The sequence below is a fragment of the Streptomyces sp. AB3(2024) genome, assembly GCF_041862025.1.
Classification (GTDB): Bacteria; Actinomycetota; Actinomycetes; order Streptomycetales; family Streptomycetaceae; genus Streptomyces.
Genome location: NZ_JBGWAB010000030.1, coordinates 18,064 through 33,395 on the forward strand (window position 1 = coordinate 18,064; position 15,332 = coordinate 33,395).

The 15,332-nt window shown below is 71.6% G+C and carries 17 protein-coding genes and 1 tRNA gene; 6 read left to right on the plus strand and 12 right to left on the minus strand.

The features are described 5' to 3' along the window. Positions 1 to 8 precede the first annotated feature (8 nt). Complete coding sequence (locus ACEPPI_RS15065; protein WP_373915726.1) at positions 9 to 668, minus strand: hypothetical protein; 660 nt, start codon at positions 666 to 668, stop codon at positions 9 to 11. Positions 669 to 715: 47 nt separating this feature from the next. Between ACEPPI_RS15065 and ACEPPI_RS15070 the strand changes: the two genes are divergently transcribed. Beyond that, complete coding sequence (locus ACEPPI_RS15070; protein WP_373915727.1) at positions 716 to 904, plus strand: DUF5703 family protein; 189 nt, start codon at positions 716 to 718, stop codon at positions 902 to 904. A gap of 40 nt (positions 905 to 944) precedes the next feature. Here ACEPPI_RS15070 and ACEPPI_RS15075 read toward each other — a convergent pair whose 3' ends face one another. From ACEPPI_RS15075 to ACEPPI_RS15085, 3 genes are all read right to left on the minus strand, one after another. Next, entirely contained in the window at positions 945 to 1,784 is an 840-nt protein-coding gene (locus tag ACEPPI_RS15075) for a chaplin family protein (RefSeq protein WP_373915728.1), read from the minus strand. 148 nt (positions 1,785 to 1,932) lie between these two features. Beyond that, positions 1,933 to 2,166, minus strand: a complete 234-nt coding sequence (chpH, locus tag ACEPPI_RS15080) for a chaplin ChpH (protein ID WP_373915729.1) — start codon at positions 2,164 to 2,166, stop codon at positions 1,933 to 1,935. 137 nt (positions 2,167 to 2,303) lie between these two features. Beyond that, positions 2,304 to 3,629 (minus strand): M20/M25/M40 family metallo-hydrolase, encoded by a 1,326-nt coding sequence (locus tag ACEPPI_RS15085; protein WP_373915730.1) that lies wholly within the window; start codon positions 3,627 to 3,629, stop codon positions 2,304 to 2,306. A 168-nt stretch (positions 3,630 to 3,797) separates the two neighbouring features. Between ACEPPI_RS15085 and ACEPPI_RS15090 the strand changes: the two genes are divergently transcribed. Next, positions 3,798 to 3,885, plus strand: a tRNA-Leu gene (locus tag ACEPPI_RS15090). A 434-nt stretch (positions 3,886 to 4,319) separates the two neighbouring features. Here ACEPPI_RS15090 and ACEPPI_RS15095 read toward each other — a convergent pair. The 7 genes from ACEPPI_RS15095 to ACEPPI_RS15125 form a co-directional block, all read right to left on the minus strand. Then, positions 4,320 to 4,697: a hypothetical protein gene (locus ACEPPI_RS15095; RefSeq protein ID WP_373915731.1), complete on the minus strand. Its 378-nt coding sequence runs from the start codon at positions 4,695 to 4,697 to the stop codon at positions 4,320 to 4,322. 127 nt (positions 4,698 to 4,824) lie between these two features. Then, positions 4,825 to 5,256 carry a hypothetical protein gene (locus ACEPPI_RS15100; RefSeq protein ID WP_373915732.1) on the minus strand — a complete coding sequence of 144 codons (432 nt, stop codon included), beginning with the start codon at positions 5,254 to 5,256 and terminating at the stop codon, positions 4,825 to 4,827. Between the two features lie 165 nt (positions 5,257 to 5,421). After that, complete coding sequence (locus ACEPPI_RS15105) at positions 5,422 to 5,643, minus strand: hypothetical protein (protein ID WP_373915733.1); 222 nt, start codon at positions 5,641 to 5,643, stop codon at positions 5,422 to 5,424. Between the two features lie 230 nt (positions 5,644 to 5,873). Continuing rightward, positions 5,874 to 6,821 carry an AEC family transporter gene (locus tag ACEPPI_RS15110; protein WP_373915734.1) on the minus strand — a complete coding sequence of 316 codons (948 nt, stop codon included), beginning with the start codon at positions 6,819 to 6,821 and terminating at the stop codon, positions 5,874 to 5,876. 462 nt (positions 6,822 to 7,283) lie between these two features. After that, positions 7,284 to 8,729, minus strand: a complete 1,446-nt coding sequence (locus ACEPPI_RS15115; RefSeq protein WP_373915735.1) for an amino acid permease — start codon at positions 8,727 to 8,729, stop codon at positions 7,284 to 7,286. A 217-nt stretch (positions 8,730 to 8,946) separates the two neighbouring features. Next, on the minus strand, positions 8,947 to 10,491 hold the full coding sequence (locus ACEPPI_RS15120; RefSeq protein ID WP_373915736.1) for an APC family permease: 1,545 nt from the start codon (positions 10,489 to 10,491) through the stop codon (positions 8,947 to 8,949). A 34-nt stretch (positions 10,492 to 10,525) separates the two neighbouring features. After that, complete coding sequence (locus tag ACEPPI_RS15125) at positions 10,526 to 11,476, minus strand: hypothetical protein (RefSeq protein WP_373915737.1); 951 nt, start codon at positions 11,474 to 11,476, stop codon at positions 10,526 to 10,528. Between the two features lie 320 nt (positions 11,477 to 11,796). On the opposite strand from ACEPPI_RS15125, the gene ACEPPI_RS15130 reads away from it, so the two are divergent. Beyond that, entirely contained in the window at positions 11,797 to 12,222 is a 426-nt protein-coding gene (locus ACEPPI_RS15130; RefSeq protein ID WP_373915738.1) for an ASCH domain-containing protein, read from the plus strand. On the opposite strand, the gene ACEPPI_RS15135 is transcribed toward ACEPPI_RS15130, so the two are convergent. Beyond that, a complete protein-coding gene (locus tag ACEPPI_RS15135) occupies positions 12,219 to 13,877 on the minus strand; it encodes an FAD-binding dehydrogenase (RefSeq protein WP_373915739.1) in 1,659 nt (552 codons plus the stop codon). The two genes, ACEPPI_RS15130 and ACEPPI_RS15135, sit on opposite strands and share 4 nt — an antisense overlap. 76 nt (positions 13,878 to 13,953) lie before the next feature. On the opposite strand from ACEPPI_RS15135, the gene ACEPPI_RS15140 reads away from it, so the two are divergent. The 3 genes from ACEPPI_RS15140 (at position 13,954) to ACEPPI_RS15150 (ending at position 15,302) form a co-directional block, all read left to right on the plus strand. Next, complete coding sequence (locus tag ACEPPI_RS15140; RefSeq protein ID WP_373915740.1) at positions 13,954 to 14,478, plus strand: NUDIX hydrolase; 525 nt, start codon at positions 13,954 to 13,956, stop codon at positions 14,476 to 14,478. A 108-nt stretch (positions 14,479 to 14,586) separates the two neighbouring features. Further along, positions 14,587 to 14,985, plus strand: a complete 399-nt coding sequence (locus ACEPPI_RS15145) for a YidH family protein (protein ID WP_030238937.1) — start codon at positions 14,587 to 14,589, stop codon at positions 14,983 to 14,985. Then, on the plus strand, positions 14,982 to 15,302 hold the full coding sequence (locus ACEPPI_RS15150) for a DUF202 domain-containing protein (protein ID WP_373915741.1): 321 nt from the start codon (positions 14,982 to 14,984) through the stop codon (positions 15,300 to 15,302). The genes ACEPPI_RS15145 and ACEPPI_RS15150 overlap by 4 nt, the downstream gene beginning before the upstream one ends. Positions 15,303 to 15,332 lie beyond the last annotated feature (30 nt).

Genomic DNA, 15,332 nt, shown 5'->3' on the forward strand with positions numbered 1-15,332 from the left:
CGGTGGGATCAGGCCGGGGCCAAGCCCGGGGCCGCGGCCTCCTCGCCCTCCTCGAAGTCCTCCTCCTCGACGTCCTCGTCGAAGACCGAACTGACGTCGAAGCGGTGCACCACGTCCTGGGGATCCGTCTGCCCGAAGGGCGAGCCCAGCCAGTCCCCCGGTTCGGCGACCTCCTCCAGCGCCGCGATCCAGAGGGTGGAGTCGCCCTCCTCCAGGCCGAACTCCTTGTAGCGGGAGGCGATCTCGTCGGGCTCGTACTCCCCGAAGAGCACGCCGAGCGCCCCCGCGGTGCCCGCGTCGTCGACGAGTTCGGCGTCCCGGTCGTGCGCGGCGACACGCTCGGCCTGGGCGATCAGCCGGGCCGGCTCGACGACGGCGTAGTCGCGGCGGATGAGGACGCTGAAGGCGGCGGGCTCGGCGGGGCCGGTGTACGCGACACCGTCCTCGGGCGTGGGGATCTCGAAGGGGGTGACCTCGTCGTAGCGGTCGTAGAGGAGTTCGTCGTACTCCTCGGCGGCGGCGGCGAGTTCGTTGAAGGCGGCGTAGACGGCCGGGTCCTCGTCCCCGATCCTGCTCTCGACCGCGGCGAGGTGACGGTCGAGAGCGGCCTTGACCGCCTCGGCGGCGGCGCGTACCTCGGCAACAGTGGGCAGAGCGGCATCAGACATAGTGCAGACGCTATCCGTAGCGGGCCGGTGCCCGCACAATAGATGCGATGCCGGAATACGAATTTGTCGACGTGTACGTGCCTCGCGGTACCTCCCGCCAGGAGGCGACCCGCCTGTTGACCGATCATGCGGAATACGGCCACTGGGAGCTGGACCGGATGGCCCTGTACCGGAACGGCAGCCGCCGCGTGCGCTTGCGCCGCCGGATCATCCGTCAGGTCCGCGCGACCTGGTGACGCGGGCCCCGGTGAGGGCGGGGCCCGCGTCGCGGTGCCGTCAGGCGGCGTTGCGGGCGCGCCGGTAGAGCACGGCTCCGGCCAGCAGCAGGCCGCCCGCGATCGGGATTCCGGCCGTCATGACGTCACCCGCGCCGGTGGCGGCGAGTCCGGGCGTCCCGGAACCCGTGCCGGGCGTCTGGCCGCCGGGAGCACCGGGGTTGCCCGGGGTCTGTCCGCCGGGAGTACCGGGGTTGCCCGGGGGCTGTCCGCCGGGGGTGCCCGGGTTGCCCGGGGTCTGTCCGCCCGGAGTACCGGGGTTACCGGGGGTGTGACCGCCCGGAGTACCGGGGTTACCGGGGGTGTGACCGCCCGGAGTACCGGGGTTACCGGGGGTGTGACCGCCCGGAGTACCGGGGTTACCGGGGGTGTGACCGCCGGGGGTGCCCGGGTTGCCCGGGGTCTGTCCGCCCGGGGTGCCCGGGTGGCCGGGCGTGTGTCCGCCCGGGTTACCGGGCGTGTGGCCGCCCGGCGTGCCCGGGTTGCCGGGGGTGTGCCCGCCCGGAGTACCCGGGTTGCCGGGGTGACCCGGCTCGTCGCAGTCCTCGTCGTCCCCGCCGCCGGGGTGGCCCGGGTGTTGCGGCGTGGCCGACGTGTTGGCGCAGCTGTTGCCGAAGGCCGGGTTGAGCAGGCCGATCACGGAGATCGTGTTGCCGCAGGCGTTCACCGGTGCGTCCACCGGCGCCTGCACGTTGTTCCCGGACAGCAGGCCCGGTGAGTTCGCGGCGTGCCCGGCCGCCCCGGAGTCGGCTTGCGCGTAACCGCCGCCCATCGCGAGGACGCCCCCCGCCGCCGCCATCGTGATCAGCGTCTTCCTCGTGACCTGAACCGGTCGTCGCATCTGTACTCGTCCCCTGGTGTGTACGTGTCGGTCGGCGCTCAGGCCGTACAGGCTCCCCCGCCTGCCGCGCCGAAGGTGTGGTCCGGGTCCGAAAGCCCGGCGGCCCCGGAGCGCTGGAATGCGCTCCGGGGCCAGTACTTCAGACGCGTCAGGCGTTGACGCAGGTGTTGCCGAAGGCCGGGTTGAGCAGGCCGATCACGGAGATCGTGTTGCCGCAGACGTTCACGGGGATGTGGACCGGAACCTGGACGACGTTGCCGGACAGGACACCCGGGGAGCCGATGGCCGCACCCTGCGCACCCGCGTCGGCGGCGGCGAGGCCGGCACCCGCGAGAACCAGACCACCGGTAGCAGCCGCAGCGGCGACAACCTTCTTGAGCATTGTTCCTCCTAGTAGGCAAGTGCGGTCCCAGCCGCGGACCGCACCACCTGTAACGAGGAGGGATCACCAGGGCTACGAGCGTATGAGTGCATTCACTCTTCTCAGTGGAATGCGCACATCCGCGCGATTTCAGGCCGTCAGGCGTTGTCGATGAACCGGTCGAGCACCCGCACTCCGAACTTGAGCCCGTCGACCGGCACGCGCTCGTCCACGCCGTGGAACATCCCGGCGAAGTCGAGCTCCGGCGGCAGCTGCAGCGGCGCGAAGCCGAAGCAGCGGATGCCGAGGTCGTCGAAGGACTTCGCGTCCGTACCGCCCGAGAGCATGTACGGGACGGCGCGCGCGATCGGGTCCTCGGCCTTCAGGGCGCCCTGCATGGCGTCCACGAGCCGCCCGTCGAAGTCCGTCTCCAGGGCCTTGTCCCCGTGCACGTCCTCCCGCTTCACGCGCGGGCCGAGGATCCGGTCGAGGTCGGCGAAGAACTCGTCCTCGTAGCCCGGCAGGAAGCGGCCGTCGACGTGCGCCGTGGCCTGGCCGGGGATCACGTTCACCTTGTAGCCGGCGCCGAGCATCGTCGGGGCGGCGGAGTTGCGCAGGGTGGCGCCCACCATCTTGGCGATACCGCCGAGCTTGACGAGGGTGGCGTCCATGTCGTCGGGGTCGAGCGGGGTTCCGAGGGCGTCCGAGAGTTCGTCGAGGAAGTGCCGGACGGTCTTGGTGACGCGCACCGGCCACTGGTGGCGGCCGAGGCGCCCGACGGCCTCGCACAGCTCGGTGATCGCGTTGTCGTTGTTGGTCATGGAGCCGTGGCCCGCGGTGCCGTCGACCGTGAGCCGCATCCAGTGCATGCCCTTCTGGGCGGTCTCCACGAGGTAGAGCCGCAGGTTCTCGTTCACGGTGAAGGAGAACCCGCCGACCTCGCCGATGGCCTCGGTGACGCCCTCGAAGAGCCCGGGGTGCTTGTCCACGAGGTGCCGTGCCCCGTACGTGCCGCCCGCCTCCTCGTCGGCGAGGAAGGCCAGCACGATGTCCCTGGGGGGCTTGCGGCCGCTGCGCATGCGGTCGCGGACGACGGCCAGCGTCATCGCGTCCATGTCCTTCATGTCGACCGCGCCGCGGCCCCACACGCAGCCGTCCGCGATCTCGCCCGCGAAGGGGTCGTAGGTCCAGTCGGCGGCGTTGGCCGGGACCACGTCGGTGTGCCCGTGGATCAGCAGCGCGGGCCGGGAGGGGTCCTCGCCCTCGATGCGGGCGACGGTCGAGGCGCGCCCCTTGTGCGACTCGAAGATCTGCGGTTCCAGCCCGACCTCGGCCAGCTTCTCGGCGACCCACTCGGCCGCCTTGCGCTCGCCCGGTCCCGAGTGGTCCCCGTAGTTGCTGGTGTCGATCCGGATGAGGTCCCGGCAGAGGTCGACGACCTCGTCCTCGCCGGAGACGTTCTTGCCCGTGCCCGATTCGCTCACGCTGCTTCCTCCCACTGATCAGTACCGGCTACGTCCCCATCCTCCCGCTCCGGGCCGCTCCGCCCAAGGGCGTTCCCCGGTCACCGGGGGGTGTGATCGGGGGCCCCGAATGTTTGGTAATGTTTTCCACGTCGGAACGGCCCGCGAGGGACGCGAGACAGACACCTTGTCCGGGTGGCGGAATGGCAGACGCGCTAGCTTGAGGTGCTAGTGCCCTTTATCGGGCGTGGGGGTTCAAGTCCCCCCTCGGACACCAGCTGGGACCCCACTTCACGTGGGGTTTTCTGCTTTTCTGGGCTGTGGCGTGACCAACCACGTGGCCAACGGCCCAGAGATTCCGCAGGTCAGACCAGGGATGGCGGGCCGAGTCGGCGCGCTCCGGAGGCGGCCGGTCTGCGCGCTCCGTCCTTACGTCATTGCCCGTACCGGGCCGTCCTGCAGCCCGGCGAGTGGTGCCGGACGTTGGCGGAGACCTCTACGGGTGTCTCCCCGGCCTCCAGTCGTGGATCGGGCAGCCCTCGGGCAGGCGCAGGCGCGTCCGGAGGGTGCGCCGGCGCGCCGACTCTGTGACCAGAACCGGGACGCTTCCCGTCACGCTGAGCCGCAGCCGGCCAGCGCGGAGCGTAAGGAGAACCGCGCCGAGGTCGGGAACTGGAGCCGTTCGGGGAGCAGGACATCAGGGCAACCGAGCTACGCGCGGTAGAGCGAAGGGCGCTCGGCTACCTGGTCAGGGCCGAGTCCGTCCACGGTCAGGTTGCCGGTCCACAGGTGGTCTCGGTTGGCGTAGGTGGTTTCGAAGCTGACGCGCTTCCCACCGGGCTCCAGCTTCCAGCCCTGGTCATGGAACTGGGCGATACGGTCGCTGCCGCAGACGAACGCCCGGGTCGCCTGGATCAGGATCCACTGTGCGAGTTCGGTGTCCTTGGCTGCGGTCCTGCCACAGGAACGGGCCGTCTGCCACAGCCGTGGCCACTCGACACCAGGGGTCAGGGGGCCGATCACGGCCACGTCGCCGATCCGTCGTTCGTCAAGATGGTGGGTGGCGTAGCCGACGACCGTGCCGAACATCGCGAACACCGTGACCCGACCTCGTCCGGTCAGGCCCTCGTCTTTGCTGCTCGTCTTTGGAACCCTTGGCTGTGGCGGTCCGGGCGCCTTAGCCACGCCCGGACCGCTTCCGTTCGGTGGGAGTGGATCAGCAGCCGTCGCCGTCACCGCAGCACGCGGGCGGGTTGCAGTCCTTCGCCGCGCCCCACAGCCGGTCGTCCACGTGGAACCCGGCGGCCCTGACGAGGTCCACTACGGAACCGATCAGCGGGCGGGTGCGGACGGTGGCCTTGGGCTCGTGTCCGAGGAAGAACCCGAACTGCTCGTCGCACCAGGCGGCGTATGCCTGGGTGTGGAGCACGAACGAGTGCCATCCGGGGTCCACGGCGTCGGACGGGGTCATGTCGAACGCCCGGGTGTCGCCCACGACCTTGAGGAAGGCAAGGGCCTGGTCCACGATCCGGCGGGCGGTGGACAGCTCGTGCCCGTACTCCTCCGCGCAGAACTCCGACACCTTCTCGAACAGCTCGGGACTGACGAGGTCCCGCCCGTGCCGTACGGCGACGGGAGATTCCAGCATGGTCGTCACAGTGAGATTCCCTCTCTCTCGACGGTTGAGGACTCGTTATGCGGCGGGCGGAGGCGGGAACTTCCCGCCGCCGTCCTTGTCACCGGGGTCGGTCATCACTGCACCTCCTTTCGGTGCGTGAGCCGGCCAAGGCCCTGCCCCCGCAAGGGGCGGGAGTCAGCAGGGAGCTGCGGGCAGACGAAGAGCTTCGGCAAGCTGCTCAACCACATCGGCCGGGAGCTTGCCGAAGTCCACGTAGGCCCCTCCGTTGTGGGTCACCGTGGGCCGAAGGCTGTTCCACACCGTCTCGGGAACGCCGAGGACGGCCAGGGCCGTGCGTATGGACTCCGAAGCGTTGTCGGCCCGGCCCCAGGAATCCCGCCAGGTCTGCATTTCCATCAGTGGCCCGTCCCGTGCATCCGCAGGAGGACTTGCGCAGCTGCGCCAACCGTGCGCACTCGGGACAACCCGGAACCGGCCGGGGACGGGGACGCAGGGGGACGGTCTCCGCGTCTTCCTGCCTGTGTGTGGGTTCAAGTCCCCCTCGGACACAGGAGAGAAGGACCCCGCTCCGGCGGGGTCCTTCTTCGTTCTCCAGGTGGGACTGGCCGCGTGGGCCCGCTCCGGTGTCAGCCGAAGTGGATGGTCCACTGCACCCACAGGGGCAGCAGGAGCAGCGACGCAAGGGAACTCTTGACCACGAGCTCGGCCGACATGGCGACGTCGACGTCGTAGCGCTGCGCGAAGATGAAGAGGTTCTGCGGGGCCGGCATCGCGGCGATCAGGACGAGGTAGCCGAGCCACTCGCCCTCGACTCCGAAGAGGTAGCGGCACACGGCCCAGGCGATGAGGGGGAAGGCCGCGCACTTGAAGGCGATGAGCCACACCTCCTCCAGGGTGGTGCCCCGGATCGTGAGGCCGGCGCCTCCCAGGTGCAGCCCGAGGGCGAACAGCGCCACCGGGGAGGCGCTGTCTCCGACGAACGCGAAGCTGTCCAGGACCGCCTTCGGCAGGTGCACCGACAGCAGGTTGAGCAGGATGCCCGCGTTGCAGGCGAGGACGACGGGCGTCACGAGCGAGGCCCCGACGGCCCGCGCGAGCCGTACCCCCGGGCCTCCGGCGGCCGGGCGGCCCAGTTCCATGACCGAGATGACCACGAGGGACAGCACGCAGACCTGGAACAGCAGCACGGGGAAGATCGGCGCCGCGTTCCCGAAGAGCATGATGAACACCGGTACGGCGAAGTAGGCGGTGTTCACCTGGACCCCGGCCATGATCCGCAGCGCGACGGCCCGGGGGTCCAGGACCCCCGACAGCCGGGCCGCGATGCCGATGGCGACGACCGCGCAGCCGGCCGCGGCCGCGTAGCCGCCGATCGCCCTCCAGTCGAAGAGGGCGGCCAGGTCGCTCGCGTAGATGTTGCCGAACAGGTAGCAGGGGACCGCGAAGAGGAACGCGTAGTCGGCGAAGACCTTGGAGCTGTCCGCCGGCACCACCTTGCGCCGCGCGAGGAGAACGCCGCAGCCGAAGGCCAGGACCACCGGCAGCAGCTTCTCCAGAGCCGTTACCGCCCCCATGCGTGCGGCCCTTCCACCGGACCGCGGCCCGTGATCGGGCCGTGGCCGTCGATGCGGGCGACGGGCGGGATCCCGCAGGCTCGTTCGGCTCCATCGCTTCGGCCTGCGGGCACGACGGAATCCACCCCCTGCCGCGGTGCGGCCCGCGGGGGAAAGTGCCGCGGAATTCCCGATGCCCTGCCGAATGCGTACACGCCACCGCTCCCCGGCGCCCGTCCAAGATCGTCGGCCGGGCGCGAAGACCCATGAGAGCAGTGCCGCGGCAGTGCGTCCAGGGACTGCATTGTGGCGCTCGTCACACTCGCATGCCATGGCGACGGGCGGTGGATCCCCGGCGAAGTCATCCGGAGGAATGCCGTGGACGTCCCGGCCGCCCGCGGGCAGGGGACGTCCGGTACGACGGGAAGGCCCCCGCACCGGTGTGCGGGGGCCTTCTCCTCGGTACGACGGTGGTCCGGCCCGTCAGTCGCCGGAGCGGGCGGCGGCGATCTCCGCCACCCGGCCCCGGACCAGGAACCAGCCGCCGACCAGGGCCGCGCCGATGACCGGGACGAAGAGGATCGTGGTGCGGCCGACGCCTCCGTCGCACCACATCAGGACCAGGACGGTGACCAGGAAGACCAGCGTCACGATCTGGGTGTACGGGGCCCAGGGCAGGCGGTAGGAGGGGCGCTCCAGGAGGCCCTGGCCGGCGCGCCGCCAGAAGTGGAGCGAGCACAGCATGACCATCGCCCAGGTGCCCAGGATGCCGAGCGAGGCAAAGTTCAGGACGATCTCGAAGGCGTCCTTGGGCATGAAGTAGTTCAGGCCGACGCCCGCGACGCCGAAGGCGGCGGTGAACAGGACCCCGCCGTAGGGGACCTTGCCCTTGTTCATGACACCGGTGAACTTGGGGGCGGAGCCGGAGACGGCCATCGAGCGCAGGATGCGGCCGGTGGAGTAGAGGCCGGAGTTCAGGCTGGAGAGGGCCGCCGTCAGGACGACCAGGTTCATGATGCCGGCGGCGCCGGGGACGCCGAGCTTGTCGAAGACCGTGACGAAGGGGCTCTGGTCGCCGGAGTACTCGGTGTACGGGAGCAGCAGGGCCAGCAGGACCACGGAGCCGACGTAGAAGAGGCCCACGCGCCACATGATCGAGTTGATCGCCTTGGGCATGATCTTCTCGGGGTTCTCGGTCTCGCCCGCGGCGACGCCGCAGAGCTCGACGGAGGCGTACGCGAAGACGACGCCCTGGATGACCAGGAGCATCGGGAGCACGCCGGACGGGAAGATGCCGCCGTTGTCGCTGATGTTGGCGAGGCCCGGGGTGTGGCCGCCGATGTCGTGGCTGGTGGCGACGAGGTAGATGCCGACGATCAGGAAGACCGCGAGGGCGGCGACCTTGACCAGGGAGAACCAGAACTCCATCTCGCCGAAGTACTTCACCGAGATCAGGTTGGCGGTCAGCACGACGGCCAGGGCGATGAAGGCGAGCACCCACTGGGGGACGTCGGTGAACATCGACCAGAAGTGGGCGTACGTCGCGGCGGCCGTGATGTCGGCCACGGTGGTCGTGGACCAGTTGAGGAAGTAGAGCCAGCCGGCGGTGTAGGCGCCCTTCTCCCCCATGAACTCGCGCGCGTAGGAGACGAAGGCTCCGGAGGACGGGCGGTACAGGACGAGCTCGCCCAGGGCCCGCACCACGAAGAAGGCGAAGACTCCGCACACCGCGTAGGCGATGGCGAGGGAGGGGCCGGCGCCGGCGAGCCGGCCGCCCGCGCCGAGGAACAGGCCGGTGCCTATCGCCCCGCCGATGGCGATCATGTTGATGTGGCGGGACTTGAGGTCCTTGCTGTAGCCCTCGTCACCGGCGTCGACGTGGCGGGACGACGCCTCGGCGGGGGCCTCGGTCAAGGTGCGGTCACTCATTCGGGACTTCGCCTTCGTGGTTCGGAGGGCAGGCCGGGGGCGCGTGCGGGGGAGCTGGGTGGTGTCCCCCGTGCCGCGTTCCGGTGATTTTGTCGCCCCAATAGACCATGAGGCTCCGCTACCCGCCAAAATCGGCCCCATGCACGCGCAGGCCCCCGGCGACCATGGAAACGGTCGCGGGGGGCCTGCGGCGGGCACGAAAGCGAGGCTACGGGGCTCAGTCGACCGGGTCGGCCTCCGCGGCCTGGTCGAGGCGGAAGGCCTCGTTGCCCAGGCCGATCCGGGCGTGGGCCTCGGGGCGGCGCCTCTTGAGCAGCAGCCCGTGGACCAGTCCTCCCAGGGCGGCCACGACGATGATCGCGGGCAGCGTCCAGCTCAGCGCGGAGCCCTCCGCGGCGCCGACCAGCACGCCGAAGTCGCGCACGGTGTAGACGGCGATGGCGACGAGCGCGAGGCCCGCAAGGGCCGCGGCGATCAGGCGCCACACCTGGGCGCCTGCGGTGCCTCGGCGGACGAAGAAGGCGATGACGGCGAAGGAGGAGGCGGCCATCAGGACGGTCACGCCGAGGGCTCCGACGCTGCCCATCCAGGTGAACAGGTGCAGGACGGGAGTGGTGGGGTCGCCGGCCGGCATGCTGTCGGTGAGCGCGAAGACGATGACGACGACGGCGGCCACGACGGTCTGCAGCAAGGAGCCGGTGGCGGGGGCGCCGGTGCCGGGGTTGGTGCGGCCGAAGCGGGCCGGGAGCAGTCCCTCACGGCCCATGGCGAAGGCGTAGCGGGCGACGACGTTGTGGAAGCTGAGCATGGCCGCGAACATGCCGGTGACGAAGAGCACGTGCAGGACGTCGGTGAAGGCGGCGCCCAGACGGGCCTCGGTCAGCTCGAAGAGCAGTCCGGGACCGGCCTTCGCGGAGGCGGCGGTGATCCCGGCGGGTCCGGTGGCCACGGACAGGGCCCAGGCACTGAGGGCGAAGAAGACGGCGACGAAGCCGATCGCGAGGAACATCACGCGCGAGACGACGATGTGGGGCCTGCTGGTCTCCTCGGCGTACACCGGGGACTGCTCGAAGCCGACGAAAGCGGCGATGCAGAAGCACAGGGCCGTGCCCAGGCCGGCTCCGGAGAGGGTGCCGGGGTCGAAGGCGGTGAGGGAGAGTCCTTCGGGGCCGGGCTTGCCGAGGGCGGCGGCGTCGAACACGACGACGAGGGCGCACTCGATCAGCAGCAGGACGCCTAGCACCTTGGCGTTGAGGTCGATCTTCAGCCAGCCCAGCGCGCCGGTGGCGGCGACGGCGATCAGGGCCGGGATCCACCAGGCGACCCGGGTGTCGAGGTAGGTCGCGAAGAGGCCGGAGATCTCGAAGCCGAGGATGCCGTACACGCCGACCTGCATGGCGCTGTAGGCGACGAGGGCGACGAGGGACGCGGAGGCCCCGGCGGTGGGCCCGAGGCCGCGCGCGATGTACGCGTAGAAGGCGCCCGCGTTGTGGACGTGGCGGCTCATCTCGGCGTACCCGATGCCGAAGAGGGCGAGGACGACGCCGAGGATCACGAAGAGCAGCGGCTGGCCGACGATGCCCATGACCCCGAAGATCGTGGGCATGACACCCGCGACGACCATCAGGGGCGCGCTCGCGGCGAGTACGGAGAGCAGCAGTCCGGCGGTGCCGAGACGGTCGGCGCGCAGGGCGCGGTCCTGGCCCTTGTACGTGCGGATCTCGGCCTCGGCTGGGAGCGTGGTGGATCTGCCCGTCGGCATGGCGGGGTCCTTTCGGGGGACTGGCTGGTCGGGGTCAGTCGGTGCCGAGCGCGGCGCTGCGCGCGGCGAGGAAGGCCTTGTGCGGGTCCCGGTCCGGATAGGACCAGGGCGCGGGGGTGGCATGGCTGCCGATGCGGTGGAAGAGGGCCGCGGCCTCGGCGGGGCGGCCCTCGCAGAGCTTGGCGTGGGCGAGGAAGTTGAGGTCGACCCGGTTGCGGGGGTGGTCCTCGCGTTCCCACTCCAGCCACCAGTCGAAGGCGGAGCGCAGCACCTGCCGGGCGCGGCGGCCGGTCCAGTGCGGGCCGGCGGACCCGGGGATGGAACCCCCCTGGGCGGCGGCGACGACCCGGTAGCGCTCGGCGTGGGCGATGACGGGCAGTACGGCGAGCGGGGAGTCGGCCGGGGACTCCTCGGCGGCCCAGGCGGCGAAGTCGTAGACCTCGTGGAGCGGGTCGTGCCCCAGGGAGGGGGTGCGTTCGGCCAGCTTGGCGACCATCAGGTGGTGGGCGTGGTGGTGCTCCCGGTGGCGGGCCCGGACCTGGTCGAAGTGGCGGCTGAACTCCTCCTCGGTGCCGAAGGCGCGGGAGAGCATGAGCAGGCCCAGCCAGGGCGTGGGGTCGGCGGGCAGCAGCGCGGCGGCCCGCCGGCAGGCCTCCTCGGCCGCCTCGGGGGTGCCCTTGCGGCGCAGGGCGCCGAAGACGGCGGCGCAGGCGAGGAGGGTCGTGGCGTCGGCGCTGCCGGGCTCGGCGAGCAGCCATTCGCGGGCCCATGCGGTGGCGGCCGGGGTTTCGGCGAGGACGACGACGCGGTGGCCGCGGCGGTCCCAGTCGTCACCGGTGCCGACGAGGAGGGCGCGGGCCTTGGCCCACCGGCCCTGGGTGAACTGGGAGCGCACGGAGACCAGTTCGGTGTCGCACAGGGCGGGGTCGAAGAGCGCCGCGTCCCGCTTGCGGGCGCGGCCCAGGGGCGGCGGAGGCGGGGACATCCGCGGGTTCCCTCCAGGACGCGGGCGCGGGTGGACGACGTGCGCGGGTGGACGACGTGCGCGGGAGCACGCACGGAGTGACGCAGAGGATGGTGGTGCCGGTGGTACCGGTGGTGCGGGCGGTTCCGGTGGTGCGGCTGGATCACGCCGGTGAGCGTTCCGGATGATCACGCACAGCAAACCGGTATGCACAGCTCCGCGTCAAGGTCCGCTCCGTCGCGTGGCGGGTTTCAACTGGTGTTTCCGTTGGCTGAGTTGGCATGGTTGCGGTGGTTCGGATATGGGTGTCGCCCGCGGGACCGGCCCCGTAGGCTGCCGCCATGGCGATCCACGACGACCTGCCCCCCTTCCTCCTGGGCTTCCCCGGGGAACTGCGGGACCAACTGGTGGCGGCCGTGCTGAGCGGGGCCAAGACCACGACGACGGGACTGCTGGAGGAGTACGAGCGGGAGGGCGAGCCGCTGCCCGAACCGGGTGGCCGCGCGGCCCTGATGGACTCCGCCGGACAGCCGCTGGCTGTCCTGGAACTGACGGAGGTGCGGGTGCTGCGGCTGGCCGACGTCGAACTGCGGCACGCGCTGCACGAGGGCGAGGGATATGCGTCCGTGGCCGAATGGCGCGCCTCCCACGAGGGGTTCTGGCACAGCCCCGACCTGCGCGCGGCCATGGGCGACCCCCGCTTCACCGTCCACGACGACACCATGGTGGTGACCCAACGCTTCAGGCTCGTCCAGGACGGGATCTAGGAGACGGCCCTCGCCGCGGCGCGGCCCGCGGCGCGGCCCGAGAAGATGCAGCCGCCCAGGAAGGTGCCCTCCAGCGCGCGGTAGCCGTGGACCCCTCCCCCGCCGAAGCCGGCTGCCTCGCCGGCCGCGTAGACGCCGGGGAGCGGTTCACCCGCCGGGGTCAGGACGCGGGAGGACAAGTCGGTCTCCAGGCCGCCGAGGGACTTGCGGGTCAGGATCGAGAGCCGGACGGCGATCAGCGGGCCCGCCTTCGGGTCGAGGATGCGGTGCGGGGCGGCGGTGCGGATCAGCTTGTCGCCGAGGTACTTGCGGGCACCGTGGATGGCCGTCACCTGGAGGTCCTTGGTGAAGGGGTTGGCGATCTCCCGGTCGCGGGCCACGACCTCCCGGCGGACGGTGGCCTCGTCGAGGAGGTTCTCCTTGGTGACGGCGTTCATGCCGCGCACCAGGGCGGCGAGGTCCCGCTCGACGACGAAGTCGGCGCCGCGGTCCATGAAGGCCTTCACCGGGCCGGGCACGGCCTGGCGGGCGCGGTCGATGACGTCGCGGACCGACCTGCCGGTCAGGTCGGGGTTCTGCTCGGAGCCGGAGAGGCCGAACTCCTTGCCGATGATGCGCTGGTTGAGCACGAACCAGGTGTGGTCGTGGCCCGTCTTCATGATGTGGTCGAGGGTGCCGAGGGTGTCGAAGCCCGGGAAGAGCGGTACGGGCAGCCGCTTGCCGGTGGCGTCGAGCCAGAGCGAGGACGGGCCGGGCAGGATGCGGATGCCGTGCCGGGCCCAGATGGGGTCCCAGTTCTCGATGCCCTCGGTGTAGTGCCACATCCGGTCCTTGTTGATGTGGCTGGCGCCGGCCCGCTCCGTGATGCCGAGCATCAGGCCGTCCACGTGCGCCGGGACCCCGGACAGCAGCCGCTCGGGCGGGGTGCCGAGGCGGGCCGGCCACTGCGCGCGCACGAGGTCGTGGTTGCCGCCGATGCCTCCGCTCGTGACGATCACCGCCTGCGCCCGGAGGGAGAAGGCCCCGGTGACCTCGCGGCTGCTGGCGGCGCCCCGTACGGCGTCCGACGGGGCCAGGACCTCCCCGGTGACGGTGTCCACGGCGCCGCCGGTGGTGGCGAGACCCGTGACCCGGTGGCGGAAGCGGAACCGGACCAGGCCGCGCGCCTCCCCGGCCCGGACCCGGCGTTCGAAGGGGGCGACCAGGCCGGGGCCCGTGCCCCAGGTGATGTGGAAGCGGGGGACGGAGTTGCCGTGGCCGTTCGCGTCGTAGCCGCCGCGCTCCGCCCAGCCGACGACGGGGAAGAAGCGGACGCCCAGGGAGTGCAGCCAGGGCCGCTTCTCCCCGGCCGCGAAGTCCACGTAGGCCTCGGCCCAGCGGCGCGGCCAGGCGTCCTCGGGCCGGTCGAACCCCGCGGTTCCGGCCCAGTCCTGGAGGGCGAGCTCGCGGCTGTCCTTGATGCGCATCCGGCGCTGCTCGGGCGAGTCCACGAAGAACAGGCCGCCGAAGGACCAGTGGGCCTGGCCCCCGACGGACTGCTCGGGCTCCTGGTCGAGGAGGATCACCGTGCGGCCCGCGTCGACGAGCTCGGCGGTGGCGACGAGCCCGGCGAGGCCCGCTCCGATCACGATCACGTCGGCGTCGTACGTCGTCATGGGTAGCCCGTCCTCCGGTCGGTGGTGGGGCAGATCCTTTGCTACGGAGCGGTAACCAGTCAATGGCGGTGATTGGATGGGTTCCGTGAGTGCAGCTGATGAGGTACTGGACGTGGTGGACCGGGACGACCGGGTCACCGGGCAGGCCCCGCGGGGCGAGGTCTACGCCCGGGGGCTGCTCCACCGGTGTGTGTTCGTGCAGGCCAGGGACGCGCGGGGGCGGGTGTTCGTGCACCGCCGGACCGCCTCGAAGCTGGTGTTCCCCGCGCACTACGACATGTTCGTGGGCGGGGTGCTGGGTGCCGGGGAGGACTACGCGGGGGCCGCGCTGCGGGAGGCCGAGGAGGAGCTGGGGGTGAGCGGGCTGGAGCAGCCGGCGCCGCTGTTCAAGTTCCTCTACGAGGGGCCGGGCGGGGCCTGGTGGTCCTCCGTGCACGAGGTGCGGTGCGACCTGCCGGTGGCCCCGCAGGCCTCGGAGGTGGCCTGGCACACCTGGCTCCCGCAGGAGGAGCTGGAGCGGCGGGTCGCCGACGGGAGCTGGGCGTGGGTGCCGGACGGGCTGGAGGCGTACCGGCGGCTGACGGCGTACCGCGCGGGGTGAGGGGCGGGAGGCGGGGCGGCGGGGGCGGGGGGCACCGGGGGCTGAGCGCCGGCGTCGAAGGCCGGGGCGCTCCCGGGGCGGCCGGGTGGCTGCCCGTAGATTGGCCGGATGATCGACTTCGTCAAGGACGTGCGCCTCTGGTTCGCGCCACAGCGGCTGAGGGACGAGGGCGACACCCCGGACTACCGGTTCTCCCTGGCCAACGAGCGGACCTTCCTGGCCTGGATCCGGACCGCGCTGGCGTTGGTGGGCGGCGGGTTCGCGGTGGACCAGTTCCTGCCGGACCTGCGGTGGGGGGTGCGCGTCGGGATGGCCCTCGCGCTGCTGGCCGTCGGTGCGGCCTGCGCGCTGCGCGCGGTGAACCACTGGGTACGGTGCGAGCGGGCGATGCGGCGGGGCGAGGACCTGCCGCTGTCACGGTTCCCGGTGGTGCTCAGTCTGGGCGTCGGGCTGGTCGCGGTGGCGATGGTGGTGGTCGTGCTGCTGGGCTGGACGACGGGCCGGTGAGCGGGCCGGGCACGGCCTCCCGCGACGCCGGGCTCCAGCCGGAGCGGACCCGGCTGGCCTGGCGGCGTACGACACTGGCCTGTTCGGTGGCCGCGGTACTGGCGCTGCGGCAAGCCCTGCACGGCTCCGGCTCCCCCCTGCGGGTGGCGGGGACGGCGGTGATCGCGCTGATCTGGCTGGCGTTCCTGGGTGTGGCGCACGTGCGCGTGCGCCAGCTGGCGACGGCGCGGCCTCCGGCGCTCGCACCGCGTGTGGCGCTCGGAGTGGTGCTGTGCACCGTGGCGCTGGCGCTGTTCGCGACGACGGTGATCTTCTGAGATCTGCCGGGCTGTGCGACACGAGCTCGG

Bases quoted from the DNA above. Each gene is read 5' to 3' on its own strand.
- ACEPPI_RS15105 (WP_373915733.1), bottom strand. From the start codon at position 5,643: ATGGAAATGCAGACCTGGCGGGATTCCTGGGGCCGGGCCGACAACGCT.
- ACEPPI_RS15120 (WP_373915736.1), bottom strand. From the start codon at position 10,491: ATGCCGACGGGCAGATCCACCACGCTCCCAGCCGAGGCCGAGATCCGC.
- ACEPPI_RS15095 (WP_373915731.1), bottom strand. From the start codon at position 4,697: ATGTTCGGCACGGTCGTCGGCTACGCCACCCACCATCTTGACGAACGA.
- chpH (WP_373915729.1), bottom strand. From the start codon at position 2,166: ATGCTCAAGAAGGTTGTCGCCGCTGCGGCTGCTACCGGTGGTCTGGTT.
- ACEPPI_RS15130 (WP_373915738.1), top strand. From the start codon at position 11,797: ATGGCGATCCACGACGACCTGCCCCCCTTCCTCCTGGGCTTCCCCGGG.
- ACEPPI_RS15070 (WP_373915727.1), top strand. From the start codon at position 716: ATGCCGGAATACGAATTTGTCGACGTGTACGTGCCTCGCGGTACCTCC.
- ACEPPI_RS15075 (WP_373915728.1), bottom strand. From the start codon at position 1,784: ATGCGACGACCGGTTCAGGTCACGAGGAAGACGCTGATCACGATGGCG.
- ACEPPI_RS15125 (WP_373915737.1), bottom strand. From the start codon at position 11,476: ATGTCCCCGCCTCCGCCGCCCCTGGGCCGCGCCCGCAAGCGGGACGCG.
- ACEPPI_RS15140 (WP_373915740.1), top strand. From the start codon at position 13,954: ATGGGTTCCGTGAGTGCAGCTGATGAGGTACTGGACGTGGTGGACCGG.
- ACEPPI_RS15115 (WP_373915735.1), bottom strand. From the start codon at position 8,729: ATGAGTGACCGCACCTTGACCGAGGCCCCCGCCGAGGCGTCGTCCCGC.
- ACEPPI_RS15110 (WP_373915734.1), bottom strand. From the start codon at position 6,821: ATGGGGGCGGTAACGGCTCTGGAGAAGCTGCTGCCGGTGGTCCTGGCC.
- ACEPPI_RS15065 (WP_373915726.1), bottom strand. From the start codon at position 668: ATGTCTGATGCCGCTCTGCCCACTGTTGCCGAGGTACGCGCCGCCGCC.
- ACEPPI_RS15100 (WP_373915732.1), bottom strand. From the start codon at position 5,256: ATGCTGGAATCTCCCGTCGCCGTACGGCACGGGCGGGACCTCGTCAGT.
- ACEPPI_RS15135 (WP_373915739.1), bottom strand. From the start codon at position 13,877: ATGACGACGTACGACGCCGACGTGATCGTGATCGGAGCGGGCCTCGCC.
- ACEPPI_RS15145 (WP_030238937.1), top strand. From the start codon at position 14,587: ATGATCGACTTCGTCAAGGACGTGCGCCTCTGGTTCGCGCCACAGCGG.